The organism is Halopseudomonas salina (assembly GCF_008641105.1).
On the sequence record NZ_VTTI01000011.1, the window covers coordinates 89,839 to 105,069 of the forward strand.

A 15,231-nucleotide genomic window follows, 5' to 3' on the forward strand; every position below is an offset into this window, starting at 1 on the left:
TGCCGGTCCGTATTGACAGTGTTGCACTTGCAAAGTGGGGTTAATGCCCCCATCTTTGTGGACAAGAGTGAACGTAAGCAGGGGTTTTAGATGACCGATATGACTGGGAAGGGTGACGACAACGGCAAGCTGCTGTATTGCTCCTTCTGCGGCAAAAGCCAGCATGAAGTGCGCAAGCTGATTGCCGGCCCCTCCGTATTCATCTGTGATGAGTGCGTGGATTTATGCAACGACATAATCCGTGAGGAAGTACAGGAAAGCCAGGCTGAAAGCAGTGGTGCCAAGCTGCCTTCGCCCAAGGAGATCTGTGGCATCCTCGATCAGTACGTGATCGGCCAGGAACGGGCCAAGAAAGTATTGTCTGTAGCGGTGTACAACCACTACAAGCGCCTTAATCAGCGCGAAGGCAAGGACGACGTCGAGCTGGGCAAGAGCAACATCCTGATGATCGGGCCGACCGGCTCGGGCAAGACACTGCTGGCCGAGACGTTGGCGCGGCTGTTGAACGTGCCCTTCACTATTGCCGATGCGACCACTCTGACCGAAGCCGGTTATGTGGGTGAGGACGTCGAGAACATCATTCAGAAGCTGTTGCAGAAGTGCGATTACGATGTAGAGAAGGCCCAGATGGGTATTGTCTATATCGACGAGATCGACAAGATTTCACGTAAATCCGATAACCCGTCCATCACCCGTGATGTTTCCGGTGAAGGCGTTCAACAAGCGTTGCTCAAGCTCATTGAGGGCACCGTCGCTTCCGTACCGCCCCAGGGTGGTCGCAAGCACCCTCAGCAGGAGTTCCTGCAGGTCGACACACGCAACATTCTGTTTATCTGTGGCGGTGCTTTCTCGGGCCTGGAAAAGGTCATACGCGACCGTTCCGAAAAGAGCGGTATCGGTTTCAGTGCCAAGGTGCGCAGCCAGGACGTGGGCAAGAAGGTCGGTCAGACCCTCAAGGGCGTTGAGCCCGAGGATCTGGTCCGCTTTGGTCTGATTCCGGAATTCGTTGGCCGTCTGCCTGTTATTGCGACCCTGGATGAGCTTGACGAAGCTGCCTTGATCCAGATTCTTACTGAACCGAAAAATGCGCTGACCAAACAGTACGCGCGTCTGTTCGAGATGGAAGGTGTGGACCTGGAGTTTCGTACCGATGCTCTCAAGGCGATCGCCAACAAGGCTCTGGAACGTAAAACCGGTGCCCGTGGCCTGCGTTCGATTCTGGAAAATGTGCTGCTCGATACCATGTATGACATTCCCTCGGCAGAGCATGTCAGCAAGGTGGTAATCGATGAAAACGTGATTGGTGGTGATGCCAAGCCGCTGCTGATCTACGATTCAAGCGAGAAGCCACCCAAGGCCATGCCGGACGAATAATGTCCGCTGGCTGACGACGCCCGGTTCCCGAGAGGGGGCCGGGCGTTTTTTTTGCAGACCGGTGGGCAGTGCTCTCTTGTATCGCAGTATGTTCAGCGGCTTGTTTTTTCCGTGCGCTGCCCCCATCTTTAAATTCATGGACATTTTTATTACGGGTGCGGTCGATTATTGCGCCCCCCAGCAAGCGAGTTTCAGCCATGACGACACCTAGCGAATTTCCGCTCCTGCCGCTACGCGATGTAGTGGTTTACCCCCACATGGTCATCCCGCTGTTTGTGGGCCGCGACAAATCCATCGAGGCGCTGGAAGCGGCGATGGCCGGCGACAAGCAGGTTCTGCTGGTAGCCCAGCGTGACCCCAGCGAGGATGATCCGGGCCAGGATGGTATCTACAGCCTGGGCACCGTAGCGACGATCCTGCAACTGCTCAAGCTCCCCGACGGCACCGTCAAGGTGCTGGTCGAGGGCGAGCAGCGTGCACGCATCGAACAGGTAGATGAGCTGGGCACCTATCAGGTCGCCCGCGCAACACCCCTTGATGAAAGCGAGCTGGATGCCCGCGAGGCTGAAGTGCTGATTCGCAGTCTGATGAGTCAGTTCGAGCAGTTTGTGCAGTTGGGCAAAAAGGTGCCGGCTGAAGTGCTGTCATCGCTGTCCAGTATCGAAGAGGCCGGACGGCTGGTTGACACCATGGCCGCCCACCTGACTCTCAAGCTGGATCAGAAGCAGGAGATATTGGAGATCCTGCCTCTGCGAGAGCGCGTAGAGCATGTTCTAGGCGTGCTAGACAGTGAGATCGATCTGCTTCAGGTAGAAAAACGCATCCGCGGTCGCGTCAAGAAGCAGATGGAACGTAGCCAGCGCGAGTACTATCTGAACGAGCAAATGAAGGCCATTCAGAAAGAGATGGGCAGCGGCGAGGATGGCAACAACGAATTCGACGAATTGAAGGCCAAGGTCGACGCTGCCGGCATGAGCAAAGAAGCTCTCGCCAAGGCGACCACCGAGTTGAACAAGTTGAAGATGATGTCGCCCATGTCTGCTGAGGCGACAGTTGTGCGTTCCTACATCGAATGGCTGGCCAATGTGCCCTGGAAAAAGGCCAGCAAGGTACGCAATGACCCCGAACGTGCCGAAGCAGTCCTGGATGCCGACCACTACGGTCTTGAGGAGGTCAAGGAGCGTATTCTCGAGTATCTGGCGGTGCAGAAGCGCGTACGTAAACTGAAGGGCCCTGTGCTCTGCCTGGTAGGCCCTCCGGGTGTGGGCAAGACCTCGTTGGGTGAATCCCTGGCCCGGGCGACCAATCGCAAGTTTGTCCGCATGGCCCTGGGGGGCGTGCGAGATGAAGCCGAGATTCGCGGTCACCGGCGTACCTATATCGGCTCGCTGCCGGGTAAGGTCATTCAGAAAATGTCCAAGGCCGGAGTCAAGAACCCGCTGTTTCTGCTCGACGAAATCGACAAGATGGGCGCCGATATGCGCGGTGATCCCTCATCGGCTTTGCTCGAGGTGCTTGATCCCGAGCAGAATCACAACTTCAACGATCATTACCTCGAAGTTGATTACGATCTGTCCGACGTGATGTTCATCTGTACCGCCAACTCGATGAATATTCCCGCGCCGTTGCTTGACCGTATGGAGGTCATCCGCATTCCCGGTTACACCGAGGATGAAAAGATCAACATCGCCGAGCGTTATCTGGTTGCCAAGCAGATCAAGAACAACGGGTTGAAGAAAGACGAGCTGACATTCACCCGCGAGTCCCTGCGCGACATTATTCGTTATTACACCCGCGAAGCCGGTGTGCGTGGACTGGAACGACAGATCGCCAAACTGTGCCGCAAGGTGGTCAGAACACAGGTTGGCAGCAAGGCCAAGGACAAGGTGGTGGTCGATGGCGATCTGTTGGAAGAATTGCTCGGGGTACGCAAGTTCAAGTACGGACTGGCCGAGGAGGCCGATCAGATTGGTCAGGTGACCGGCCTTGCGTGGACCCAGGTTGGTGGCGAGCTGCTCAGCCTGGAAGCCGCTGTGGTGCCCGGTAAGGGCCGCCAGATCAAGACTGGCTCTCTGGGTGATGTCATGCAGGAATCCATCAGTGCGGCCCTGACAGTGGTTCGTAGCCGTGCGAGTAGCCTGGGTCTGGGTGCAGACTTCCACGAGAAGCACGATATCCATATCCACGTTCCGGAAGGGGCTACGCCGAAGGACGGCCCCAGTGCCGGCGTTGGTATGTGCACGGCGCTGGTGTCAGCCCTGACCCGTATTCCGGTCCGGGCAGACGTAGCCATGACCGGAGAAATCACCCTGCGCGGACAGGTTCTGCAGATTGGTGGTCTCAAGGAAAAGCTGCTTGCGGCGCATCGCGGTGGAATCAAGACAGTCATCATTCCCTACGATAATATTCGGGATCTCAAGGAGATCCCCGACAACATCAAGGAGGATATTGAGATAAAGCCGGTGAAATGGATTGACGAAGTATTGCAGATTGCGCTGCAATACGTGCCGGAGCCCTTGCAAGAAGGGGTTGAAGAGATGGTTGCAAAGGATGACAATCAGACTACCGATACGAAAAAGCGTATCAGTACCCACTGAGGTAGCAGCGGTCCGCTTCCGAACAGTCATCCAACAGGGTAATCTGTTCGCGAGCGGACCGGGGGTACCACAGGCATTCCTTGACACGGTTTTTGACCGCTTGCTATAAAGCGTGCTTCGACCTTCGCAGGTATGCTGACTGGCCACAGCTTTGCTAAGACCACAAGCTTACAAAACGACTAACAACTCATTTGAAATTAATAAGGGGACTTAGAGTGAACAAGTCTGAATTGATTGATGCCATTGCCGCTTCCGCCGATATTCCTAAAGCTGCAGCTGGCCGTGCTCTTGACGCCGTCATCGAGTCCATCACCGACGCCCTGAAGGCTGGTGATTCGGTAGTGCTGGTTGGTTTTGGTACTTTCGCTGTCAAGGATCGCGCTGCTCGCACCGGCCGCAACCCACAGACTGGCAAGCCGATTGAAATCAGCGCCGCCAAGATTCCGGGTTTCAAAGCGGGTAAGGCACTGAAGGACGCTGTGAACTGAGCGCGTCCAGTTACTGATTGTCTGTGTCGGGGCGCAAGCCCTGGTATCTACTTCGAACCATAGCCAGGCGCAGCTACAATCGCTGTTGAGGCAAGCTTCCACTCATGTGGTTCGGTCAGTTTCCAAGAAGGCGCATCATCCTTGATGCGCCTTTTTTGTTTACCAAAGAATAACAGGCCGGCGATCAATGATCGGCGGTACAGGCAGCGCCATAGGGTGGCTGTAGATGACTAGGGTTTCGGGGGCAAGATGCTGCAAAAAATGAGGGACAATGCGCAAAGCTGGGTCGCCAAGGTGATCGTAGGCGTCATTGTGCTGATTTTCGCTTTGACCGGCTGGGAATCCATTAGCCGTTTCGGTAGCAACGATCAGAATGCTGCCGCGGTCAACGGGACAGAAATCACCAAGTTCGAGCTGGAGCAAGCCGTCGCACTGCAGCGTCGCCAGCTGGTGCAGCAACTGCAGCAGCTTAACGACAACTTCGACCCCAATATGATTGACGATGGGTTACTGCGTCAGTCGGTGCTTGATGGTCTGATCGAGCGAGCGGTGCTGGTCGAGGGGGCTCGGGATTTTGATCTGCGCATTTCAGAGCCCATGATCGATCAGTTGATCCTCTCCACCCCGGATTTTCAGGTAGAGGGTGAGTTTGATGCCAACCGGTTCGATATTGTCATCCGCAATATGGGGTTGGGTTCACGTCTGGCGTTTCGCGACCTGGTTCGCCAGGAGTTGTTGCTTGCTCAGTTACGCAATGCATTTGAAGCCACAGCTTTTGCTACCCGGACCGAGCGGCTGCAACTCGCTCGCCTGGAAGAGCAGACCCGCGATTTCGCCGTAATTGAATTGCCCATCCTGCGTGATGAAATCGATGTGGCCGAAGAGGAAATCGAAACCTATTACACCGCCAATGCAGATCAGTTCATGACCGAAGAACAGGTTGTGCTGGAGGTGCTGGAGCTGTCGCGAAACGACTTCTTCGAGCAGGTAGAAGTCGACGAACAGGCTTTGCAGGCCCTGTATGAGCGTGAGATCGGCAACTTGACAGAGCAGCGTCGCGCTTCGCATATCCTCATAGAGGTGACAGACGAGGTCAGCGAAGAACAGGCCCTCGAACAGGCGCAAGCTGCTCGGGAGCGACTGGATGCCGGTGAAAAATTTGCCCAACTGGTCGAGGAAGTATCCGACGATATCGGTACCGCTGCTAGCGGTGGAGACCTGGGCTACACCGTGCGGGGTAGCTTTGATCCGGAGTTTGATGATGCGCTCTTTGCACTGGAAGAGGGCGAGGTGTCTGACCCGGTTCGCACCAGTTTTGGTTACCACCTGATCAAGCTTACAGGTATGGCTGCGCCGGAAATGCCCAGCCTGGATTCCATGCGCGAAGGGCTGGTGGCGGAGTTGAAAGCCGAGCAGGTAGAGCGTCGCTACGTCGAGGCTTCCCGTGAGCTGGCCAATCTGTCTTATGAGTCTCCAGACCTTGCCGAACCGGCGCGTGCCCTGGGACTTGAAGTTGAAACTATCGGCCCGGTCGGCCGCGAAGGTGGTGAAGGTCTGGCAGCCAACCCGCGGGTCATGACTGCTGCTTTTGAGGAGGAGGTCCTGCAGGACGGCCTGAACAGCCAGCTACTGGAACTCGATGCCGATACTTCCGTAGTGATCAGGGTGAAAGAACACATGCGAGCCAAGCAGCGGCCACTCGAAGAGGTATCTGCCGATATAGCCGATACCCTGAGTTTCCAGAAAGCCGTAGAGCAAACCCGTGGACAGGCTGAAGAGCTGGTAACGGCCTTGGAGTCCAATAGCACAGAGCCTCAGCAAGTGGCCGAGCAGCTCGCTGCTTCCTGGGAAAGCCATGAAGCCATCAACAGGTCCAACAACGAGTTGCCGCAGATGCTGTTGCGTAATGTCTTCGCCATGCCGCGTCCGTCTGAGGGTGACTCTGTATATGGTCACGCCCGTCAGGCTGACGGCAGTCAGTGGATTGTTGAGCTGCGCGGCGTAGCTACGCCGGAGTCACTAGAGGCTTCGGCTGAAAGCGACCTTTACAAGCGGTACATTGCTGGGCAGACCGGGCAACAGGATTTCACTGCGCTGCAGGAAAGCCTTCAAGAGCGGGCTGACGTAGAGCGTTTCTGAGAATCAAGGCGGTCAATAGCGGCCGCCTACCCGTAAAAGCCTGGCCAAAAAAAGCCACTCCTGTCATGGGAGTGGCTTTTTTTTGTTGATTTGACTTGCGCAGAATCCTGCGCTAGCAAATAAAGCTAAAGTTTCAGTACAGAGCTGCGTTAACTTAAGAAGCCCCTCCTAAAGAGCATCGCTGCCATGTCCATGCATTTGCGCTTCAGTCATAAAATATTGACGGCTGCCTGCCTTGTGGTGGTGTCCGTCTTTCTGGCCTTTGCAGTCTACAACGATTACATCCAGCGCAAGACATTGCAGGAAAGTCTGCAAACCTACCTTACCGACGCCGGCAGCCTAACCGCCGAAAATATCAGTAACTGGTTGTCCGGCCGGATTTTACTTATGGAAAGTCTCGCGACCAACCTGGCTGCAGATGACGGCAGTCGTCGGGTTGAATTGCTTGAACAGCGCACTCTGAAGCAAACCTTCGACTTCAGTTATCTGGGTGAGACTGACGGCAGCTTTACCATGCGACCTGAGTCGGAAATGCCCGCTGACTACGATCCCAGAACCCGGCCCTGGTACAGTGAAGCTAAAAAGCTGGGTGCTACCACTCTTACCGAACCTTATCTGGATGCAGCCACCGGTGATTTGATTATCACCGTAGCCACGCCTTCGGGTAGCGGCGTAGTGGGAGGAGACCTGAATCTGCAGAAAGTGTCGGGCATTATCAATGCCCTGGACTTCAACGGCATGGGTCACGCTTTCCTGGTGAGTAGCAATGGCACTGTGTTGGTCCACCCGGATACCAATTTGCAAATGCAGCGGCTCAGTGACATCTATACCGGGAGCAGTCCTGTTCTCGATAACCGCTTGGCGGAAGTGGATCTTCAAGGGCATCCACGGTTGGTGACCTTTCTGCCTGTAGTGGGTCTACCGGGTGTCGATTGGTATGTGGGGCTTTCAGTAGACAAGAATGCGGCATTCGCCAGCCTGACCCGGTTTCGCGTCTCTGCACTGATTGCGTCGCTGGTCGCGATTGTGAGTATTGTTCTGCTCCTGGGGTTGTTGATGCGGTATTTGCTGCGACCATTGAAGACGCTGAGCGCGGCATTGGGGGATATTGCCCAGGGTGAAGGTGATCTGACACAGCGACTCCCTGTCACCAGTCAGGACGAATTCGGTACCCTGGCTGCTGCATTCAACCAGTTCATCGAGCGTATTCATGCGTCGATCAAGCAGGTTTCCTCCACCAGTGGCGAGCTCAACAGCGTGGCACTACGAGTGCTTGATGCCTCGAACTCAAATCTGGCCAGTTCCGATGAGCAATCGAGTCGGACCAACAGCGTGGCCGCGGCCATTAATGAATTGGGCGCTGCTGCCCAGGAAATCGCCCGCAATGCCGCTGATGCCTCCAGTCAGGCCAGCAAGGCGCGCGGTGGTGCGGAGCAGGGCAGTGCGGTTGTTGCCGAAACAGTTCAGGCAATGCGCGACCTGTCAGGCAAGATCGACAACGCCAGTGTCAGCATCCAGGCCCTGAATACCAGAACAGCGGATATTGGCAAGATTCTGGATGTCATCCAGAGCATTTCGGAGCAAACCAATCTACTTGCGCTGAATGCGGCCATTGAAGCGGCGCGTGCGGGTGAGGCCGGTCGTGGATTTGCTGTTGTGGCTGATGAAGTGCGTAATCTGGCGCACCGCACGCAGAGCTCAGCCCGAGAGATCCACGAAATGATCGTTGATTTGCGTGGCGATGCGGCGAGCGCGGTGCAGGCCATGGACGAAAGCAAGCGTTTCAGTGAGCACACGGTGACGGTGGCAAGTCAGGCGGGTCAACGGTTGGCCGACATCAGTAGTGGCATTGGTGAGATTGACAATATGAACCAGTCAGTAGCTACTGCTACCGAAGAGCAGACTTCGGTCATAGAAAGCCTGAACGTGGATATTACTGATATCAACACACTGAATCAGGAAGGGGTGGAGAACCTGCAGGCCACTCTGCGCGCCTGTCGCTCTCTGGAGCAACAGGTTGAGCATCTGCAGCAGTTGGTCGGCAGTTTCCGGATCTGAGCAATGTTCCCGTTACTGACGGCATCAGGGCGCAGACCTGAAACAAAAAAGGCCTGAGTTCGGTAACTTGCCGAGCTCAGGCCCTGGAGTCAGGCAAACCGCTATTCTGATGGCTGCTGCAAAAGGGGCCGTCCTCTAGACGACCATCGCAAACGGCTCAGTCTTCCAGATTACCCATGGCGGTGATGTTGAAGCCGCCATCCACGTACATGATTTCACCGGACACGCCGGATGCCAGATCCGAGCACAGGAAAGCGCCGGCGTTACCGACTTCATCTATGGTTACGTTGCGGCGCATCGGGGTCTGCTTTTCGTTGTGCGAAAGCATCTTGCGGAAGCTCTTGATACCGGATGCAGCCAGGGTGCGGATCGGTCCAGCGGAGATCGCATTGACGCGTGTTCCTTCCGGGCCCAGGCTGGTGGCCAGATAACGCACGCCGGCTTCGAGGCTAGCCTTGGCCATGCCCATCACGTTGTAGTTCGGCATGGTGCGCTCAGCGCCCAGATAGGACAGGGTCAGCAGGCTGCCATTGCGGCCCTTCATCAGTTCACGACCGGCCTTGGCCAGGGCAACGAAGCTGTAGGCGCTGATATCGTGGGCAATACGGAAACCCTCGCGTGTAGTCACAGCGGTAAAGTCGCCGTCGAGCTGGTCACCAGGGGCGAAGCCGACCGAATGCACTATGCAATCCAGGCCATCCCATTTTTTTGCCAGTTGGGCAAATGCCTCTTCGATCTGGGCATCATCCGCCACATCGCAGGGGAAGCACAGCTCGGGCCCTGAGCCCCATTCCGCCGCAAACTTCTCGACGCGATCCTTGAGCTTGTCATTCTGGTAGGTGAACGCCAGCTCTGCGCCTTCGCGGTGCATTGCCGAAGCGATACCCGAGGCAATGGACAATTTGCTGGCTACGCCAACGATGAGTACGCGCTTACCGCTTAAAAATCCCATGCTTGTTTCCTGTTTTTCTACTTGGCCTGTGTGTCTTTGGCCGTGTTGACGGATACCGGTCTGGCAAAGGCGGCCTCGAGCAGCTGATGCGTGTATTCATGCTGCGGTGAGGAAAATATCTCCCTGGCCGAACCCTGTTCGACGATTTCACCCTGACGTATCACCATCAGCTCGTGGCTGAGGGCTCTGACCACTGCCAGGTCATGGCTGATGAACAAGTAACTCAGATTGTGCCTGTGCTGCAGGTCGCGGAGCAACTCGACTACCTGGCCCTGTACGGTGCGATCAAGCGCCGAGGTGGGCTCATCCAGCAGAATCAGGGATGGTTTGAGTACCAGAGCCCTGGCTATAGCTACCCGCTGCCGCTGCCCACCGGAAAACTCGTGGGGGTAGCGGTGGCGGCTGGCAGGCTCCAGACCCACTTCCTGCAGGGCCTGAATAACCATTTTCTCACGCTCTTCAGCATTGCCAATGCCGTGGATCTCCAACCCTTCACTGATGATCTGGGCAATCGACATGCGAGGACTGAGGCTGCCGAAAGGATCCTGAAAAACCACCTGAAACTGCCGGCGCATCGGCCTTACCGCATTCTGGCTCAAGCCATCCAGACGTTTGCCGTTGCACTCGATCAGGCCCTGGCTTTCCACCAGCCGCAATAAAGCCAGCCCCAGGGTTGTCTTGCCTGAACCGCTTTCCCCCACAATCCCCAGCGTATGCCCCGTCTTGAGTGTAAATGAGGCATCAGTTACGGCTTTGACATGATCCACTGTGCGCCGTAGCACACCCTTGCGGATCGGGAACCAGACCCGAAGCTGCTCGGCTCGCAGTATCACCGGTGCATCGGGATTCACCGTTACCGGATCTCCCGTGGGGTCAGCTGCAATCAGCCGCTGGGTATATTCATGCTGCGGATCGGCAAATAGCCTGGCACATTCATTTTCTTCGACGACACAACCCTGGTACATGACACATACCCGATGGGCAATTCTGCGTACCAGGTTCAGGTCGTGGCTGATCAGCAGCAACGCCATACCCAGCTTCTGCTGCAATGATTTGAGCAGTTCGAGGATTTTCAGCTGTACGGTCACGTCGAGCGCTGTGGTTGGCTCGTCGGCGATCAGCAGCTCGGGCTCATTGGCCAGGGCCATCGCGATCATGACCCGCTGGCGTTGGCCACCGGAAAGCTCATGGGGATAGGAGCCCAGACGGCTGGCAGGATCGGGTATGCCAACCAGATCCAGCAATTCCAGGGTTCGCTCGCGGGCAGCAGCCTTGTTCAGGCCCTTGTGCAATACCAGTACTTCATTGATCTGTCGCTCTACCGTATGCAACGGGTTGAGCGAGCTCATCGGCTCCTGGAAGATCATCGAAATACGATTGCCACGTACTTGACGTAGTCGCTTTTCGCCAGCCTGCAGCAGGTCCTCGCCCTTGTACAGAATGCGGCCGCTGGGGTGACGTGCCTGGGGGTAGGGCAGCAGGCGCAATATGGAGTGCGCGGTGACCGATTTGCCGGAACCGCTTTCGCCGACCAGCGCCAGGGTTTCGCCCGGGCGTATATCGAAGCTGACATCACGCACGGCCATGACTTCTTCATGTTCGCTGGCAAAAGCCACGCTGAGGTTTTCGATCCGAATCAATGGCTGATCTGACATGTCATTTCCTGGGGTCGAAGGCATCGCGCAGGGCCTCGCCGATGAACACTAGCAAGCTGAGCATCAGAGACAGCACCACGAAGGCGGTAATGCCCAGCCAGGGTGCCTGCAGGTTGGCCTTGCCCTGGGCAATGAGCTCGCCCAGTGATGGAGAGCCAGCGGGCAGGCCGAAGCCGAGAAAGTCCAGCGACGTCAGGGTGATAACGCCGCCGGTGAGAATAAACGGAAAGAACGTCAGGGTTGCGACCATGGCATTGGGCAGAATATGCCGGAACATGATGATCCGGTTGCCTGCTCCCAGGGCCCGGGCAGCGCGCACGTACTCCAGATTGCGGCCGCGCAGGAATTCGGCGCGGACCACATCAACCAGTGCCATCCACGAGAACAGCAGCATGATGCCCAGCAGCCACCAGAAATTCGGCTGCACGAAGCTGGCCAGAATGATCAGCAGATAGAGGACTGGCAGCCCGGACCAGACTTCGATGAAACGCTGGCCGAACAGGTCGGTACGCCCGCCATAGAAACCCTGTACCGCACCAATAATTACCCCGATGATGGAGCTGAGAATGGTCAGCGTCAGCGCAAAGAGTACCGAAATCCGGAAGCCGTAGATCACTCTGGCGGCAACATCACGTGCCTGGTCATCGGTGCCCAGCCAGTTATCACCCGAGGGCGGGGCAGGCGCAGGCACCTGGAGGTCGTAATTGATGGTGTCATAGCTGAAGGGTATGGGTGGCCAGAGCATCCAGCCGTCCCCTTCCTCTTCGATCAGACTGCGAATATAAGGGCTGCGATAATCGGCAGTGATTGGAAATTCGCCGCCGAATTCGGTTTCGGCATAGCGTTTGATGACCGGGAAATACAACGCGTCCTGATAGCTGACTACCAACGGCTCGTCGTTGGCAACAAATTCGGCTCCCAGACTCAGCACAAAGAGCACCATGAAAATGTGCAGGGACCACCAGCCTCGGCGGTTGGCCTTGAACAGACCGAACCGGCGGCGATTGAGCGGGGAGAGCGTAAATCGGAAACTCATGCTCAACCCTCCCGGCTTTCGAAGTCGATGCGCGGATCGACCAGGGTGTAGGTGATATCCCCGATCAGTTTCACGATCAGACCCAGCAGAGTGAAGATATACAGCGTGCCGAACATCACCGGGTAGTCCCGGTTGATTGCGGCTTCAAAGCCTAGCAGGCCCAGGCCGTCCAGGGAAAAGATCACCTCGATCAACAGGGCGCCGGTGAAGAACACGCTGATCAGCGCTGAAGGAAAGCCGGCGATGATCAACAGCATGGCATTGCGGAATACATGCCCGTAAAGCACACGGCCGGCAGACAGCCCCTTGGCCTTGGCGGTCACCACGTACTGCTTGCCGATCTCATCCAGGAAGCAGTTCTTGGTCAGCATCGTCAGGGTCGCGAAGCTGCCAATCACCATGGCTGTGATTGGTAATACCAGGTGCCAGGCGTAATCCTTGATCTGCTCCCAGGTACCCAGCTCTTCGAAATTGTTGGATGTCAGGCCGCGCAAGGGGAACCAGTCGAAATAACTGCCGCCGGCAAATACCACAATCAGCATGATGGCCAGCAAGAAACCCGGAATCGCGTAGCCGACAATGATTAAAGAGCTGGTCCATATATCGAAGGTCGAGCCGTGGCGTACTGCCTTGCGTATACCCAGGGGGATCGAGATCAGGTAGGTAATCAGGGTGGTCCAGAGCCCGAGGGAGATGGATACGGGCATTTTCTCGATGATCAGGTCGATCACGCTGGCATCGCGGAAGAAGCTGTCACCAAAATCGAAGGTCATGTAACCCTTGATCATCAACCAGAAACGCTCATGGGCGGGCTTGTCGAAACCGTACATGCGTTCGATCTCGGCGATGATATCCGGGTCCAGTCCCTGTGCGCCGCGGTAGGTACTGCCGCTGGCTACCTCGCCCTGCATACTGCCGGAGATACGACTGGTGGCGCCCTCAAAACCCTCCAGATTGGCGATCATTTGTTCGACCGGTCCGCCGGGGGCAGCCTGGATGATCAGAAAGTTGATCAGCAGGATGCCGAACAGCGTCGGAATAATCAGCAACAGACGGCGAACAATATAAGCCAGCATGCTCAGTCTTCCTGGACGGTGACGGGGGCGGGCTTGCCTTTCAGGGCGGTTGCTTTATCGGCATCCACCCACCAGGTATAGAGTCCGAGATCGTAGCGGGGTGAGGTCTCGGGGTGAGCGAACTTGTCCCAATGGGCTACGCGATACACTGTGGTGTGGAAATTGGGCACCACATAATGTCCTGCAAGCAATACTCGATCCAGGGCGCGGGTGTGATTGATCAGCGATTCCCGGGAGTCCGCCCGTATGAGCCCTTCTACCAGGGCATCCACTGCGGGATCCTGCAACCCCATCAGATTGCGGCTACCCGGATTATCGGCACTGGATGAATGCCAGTAATCAAGCTGTTCATTGCCGGGAGAGTTGGATTGGCCGAAGCCGGTCACGACCATATCAAAGTCCCGCGAGCGTAGCCGGTTGATGTATTGCGAGACATCTACCCGGCGCAGGGTCAGTTCGATACCCAGGGACGCAAGATTGCGCTTGTAGGGTAGCAGTACTCGCTCGAAGTCGGCCTGGGCAATCAGGAACTCGAACTTCAGGTGCTCGCCAGCTTCATTGACCAGACGATCGTCGACTATTTTCCAGCCGGCCTCCTGCAGCAGGCTGTAGGCTTCACGCATCTGTTCCCGGATGATCCCGCTGCCGTCGGTTTTGGGTGGGCTGTACGCCTGCGCAAATACCGCTGCTGGTACATGCTCTCGCCAGGGTTCGAGCAGGGCTAGCTCCCCTGGCCCCGGCAGGCCGCTGGCCCCAAGTTCGGAGTTGTCGAAAAAGCTGTCAGTGCGGGTGTAGGCGTTATGGAACAGCGCCGAATTGGACCACTCGAAATCGAACAGCAGGCTGATCGCCTCGCGGACCCTGTGATCTTCAAACATGGGTCTGCGGACGTTGAATACAAAACCCTGCATCCCCTGAACGTTCAGATTGGGTATCTCTTCCTTGATGATTGCACCCTCGCGCAGGGCAGGGCTGTCGTAGCCGGTGGCCCAGTTCTTGGCACTGACCTCCTGGTTGAGGTCGAATTGGCCAGCCTTGAAGGCTTCCAGTGCAACACCGGTGTCGCGGTAGTAATCAACAATCACGCGATCAAAATTATAAAAACCCTTTTGCACAGGCAAGTCCGCTGCCCAGTAATCGCTCACCCGTTCATAGGTTATGTTGCGGCCACCGCTCACGTTGCTGATTCGATAGGGGCCACTGCCCAGGGGCGGTTCAAGCGTGGTCTTGGAAAAGTCTCGCTCGGCCCAGTAATGAGCGGGTAGTACTGGCAGCTGACCGAGTACCAGGGGTAACTCCCGGTTCTCGCCATCGTGAAAGTGAAAGGTGACGCTCAGGTCCGAGTCGGCCACCACTTCTTTAACGCCACCGTAATACGCTTTATAAAAGGGTGCGCCCTGTTCGATCAGGGTATTGAAGGTAAAGACGACATCTGCGGCAGTAACGGCCTTGCCATCGTGAAAGCGTGCCTCGGGGCGCAGGTGAAAGCGTACCCAGGTGTTGTCTTCTGCCCGTTCGATACGCTCTGCTATCAGACCGTATTCGGTAAAGGGCTCATCCAGGGCATGAAAAGTCAGGGTGTTGTAGATCAGAGATAACTGATCAGCGCTTGCCCCACGGCTGATGAAGCCATTCAGCGAATCAAAGCTGCCAAAGCCCGATAACCGCAGAGTACCCCCCTTGGGGGCGTCGGGGTTGACGTAGGCGAAGTGGCTGAAGTCTTCGGCATAGGCCGGGGGCTCAGCGTACAGAGTCAGAGCGTGATCGCCAGCAGTTGCTGCAATAGCCGCAGCTGCCTGAACGAGCAGGGTTAATCCACAAAACAGCTTGTTGGTTAAAGACATCAGGTGACCTTG

General features: G+C 56.4%; 10 protein-coding genes. 5 read left to right on the forward strand and 5 right to left on the reverse strand.

Annotated features, from left to right (window positions below):
* Positions 1 to 90: 90 nt before the first annotated feature.
* From clpX to FZF01_RS15980, 5 genes are all read left to right on the forward strand, one after another.
* Positions 91 to 1,374, forward strand: coding sequence for an ATP-dependent Clp protease ATP-binding subunit ClpX (gene clpX / locus FZF01_RS15960; protein ID WP_150279072.1), 1,284 nt, complete (start codon positions 91 to 93; stop codon positions 1,372 to 1,374).
* A gap of 197 nt (positions 1,375 to 1,571) precedes the next feature.
* Positions 1,572 to 3,971 carry an endopeptidase La gene (lon, locus tag FZF01_RS15965; RefSeq protein WP_150279073.1) on the forward strand — a complete coding sequence of 800 codons (2,400 nt, stop codon included), beginning with the start codon at positions 1,572 to 1,574 and terminating at the stop codon, positions 3,969 to 3,971.
* Positions 3,972 to 4,162: 191 nt separating this feature from the next.
* A complete protein-coding gene (locus FZF01_RS15970; protein ID WP_263363789.1) occupies positions 4,163 to 4,459 on the forward strand; it encodes an HU family DNA-binding protein in 297 nt (98 codons plus the stop codon).
* Positions 4,460 to 4,708: 249 nt separating this feature from the next.
* On the forward strand, positions 4,709 to 6,598 hold the full coding sequence (locus FZF01_RS15975) for a SurA N-terminal domain-containing protein (RefSeq protein ID WP_150279075.1): 1,890 nt from the start codon (positions 4,709 to 4,711) through the stop codon (positions 6,596 to 6,598).
* Positions 6,599 to 6,784: 186 nt separating this feature from the next.
* Positions 6,785 to 8,656 (forward strand): methyl-accepting chemotaxis protein, encoded by a 1,872-nt coding sequence (locus FZF01_RS15980; RefSeq protein WP_150279076.1) that lies wholly within the window; start codon positions 6,785 to 6,787, stop codon positions 8,654 to 8,656.
* Between the two features lie 157 nt (positions 8,657 to 8,813).
* On the opposite strand, the gene fabI is transcribed toward FZF01_RS15980, so the two are convergent.
* Genes fabI through FZF01_RS16005 form a run of 5 tightly spaced genes read right to left on the reverse strand, consistent with a single transcriptional unit; the run spans position 8,814 to position 15,219 of the window.
* A complete protein-coding gene (gene fabI, locus FZF01_RS15985) occupies positions 8,814 to 9,608 on the reverse strand; it encodes an enoyl-ACP reductase FabI (protein ID WP_150279077.1) in 795 nt (264 codons plus the stop codon).
* Between the two features lie 17 nt (positions 9,609 to 9,625).
* A complete protein-coding gene (locus tag FZF01_RS15990) occupies positions 9,626 to 11,263 on the reverse strand; it encodes an ABC transporter ATP-binding protein (protein WP_150279078.1) in 1,638 nt (545 codons plus the stop codon).
* A 1-nt stretch (position 11,264) separates the two neighbouring features.
* Positions 11,265 to 12,299: an ABC transporter permease gene (locus tag FZF01_RS15995; protein WP_150279079.1), complete on the reverse strand. Its 1,035-nt coding sequence runs from the start codon at positions 12,297 to 12,299 to the stop codon at positions 11,265 to 11,267.
* A gap of 2 nt (positions 12,300 to 12,301) precedes the next feature.
* Positions 12,302 to 13,375 (reverse strand): microcin C ABC transporter permease YejB, encoded by a 1,074-nt coding sequence (locus FZF01_RS16000; RefSeq protein ID WP_150279080.1) that lies wholly within the window; start codon positions 13,373 to 13,375, stop codon positions 12,302 to 12,304.
* 2 nt (positions 13,376 to 13,377) lie between these two features.
* Entirely contained in the window at positions 13,378 to 15,219 is a 1,842-nt protein-coding gene (locus FZF01_RS16005) for an extracellular solute-binding protein (RefSeq protein ID WP_150279081.1), read from the reverse strand.
* Positions 15,220 to 15,231 lie beyond the last annotated feature (12 nt).